The 743-nt window shown below is 69.3% G+C and carries 2 protein-coding genes; both read left to right on the forward strand.

The features are described 5' to 3' along the window. Positions 1-540, forward strand: a 540-nt coding sequence (locus QQS14_RS16440) for a hypothetical protein (protein ID WP_285908102.1), incomplete at its 5' end; no start/stop codon positions are given. After that, positions 537-743, forward strand: a 207-nt coding sequence (locus tag QQS14_RS16445; protein WP_425607940.1) for a structural cement protein Gp24, incomplete at its 3' end; no start/stop codon positions are given. The genes QQS14_RS16440 and QQS14_RS16445, both read left to right, overlap by 4 nt.

Below are 743 nucleotides of genomic sequence, written 5' to 3' on the forward strand. Positions count from 1 at the left end.
CTCCTGGTGCGGCAGGTCGCGCCCAGCCAGGACGAGGACGAACCCACCGGCGACGAGGAAGAACCCAAGCCCGCCGCCGACGAGGACGAGCCCGAGCCGTCCGCACCCGCCAAAGACAAGGCCAAAGACAAGGCCAAAGACAAGGCCAGGGACAAGACCCGCGACGCCAGAACCGCAGACACGAGGACCGTGGACGCCGACGTCAAGGCCCGCGCCAGGCTGCTCTGGCCCGACATGCGCGTGGCCGACTCGGACGACGCCTGCGCCGTCAAGCGGATGGCGCTGCGCGCCGCCGCCACGGATAAGGACGTGGAGCGGACGATGACCGCCTCCCTGCGCGGCTCCACCCTGGACGCCTGCGACTGCCTGACCCTGGACGCCGCCTTTGTGGCCGCCAGCGAGGTGGCCCGCATCAAGCGCAACCGGGACAGCGGCAACGGCCTGACCAAGGCCTCGGCCAAGGACTTTGGCCGCACCGTCACCCCGGCTGACATCAACCGTGCCAACGAGGAATTCTACGCCAAGAGGGGGACAAAATGACCGCGTATCTGAACCGCATGCCCGCCGGGTATCCCGGCGATGTGACCCGCAAGGGCAACTCTGTGCTGGAGCCGGGAAGCATCGGCGCGCTGGCCGTGAAGTACGGCTCCCCTGTCAAGCTCGCCGCCGGTCTGGTGGCCGCTCTGGCCGCCCTGGACACCATCGCCGTGGTGCACGGCTTCCTGGTGCGCCCGTATCCCACC

It is taken from the genome of Pseudodesulfovibrio pelocollis, from assembly GCF_030282845.1.
Lineage (GTDB): Bacteria > Desulfobacterota > Desulfovibrionia > Desulfovibrionales > Desulfovibrionaceae > Pseudodesulfovibrio > Pseudodesulfovibrio pelocollis.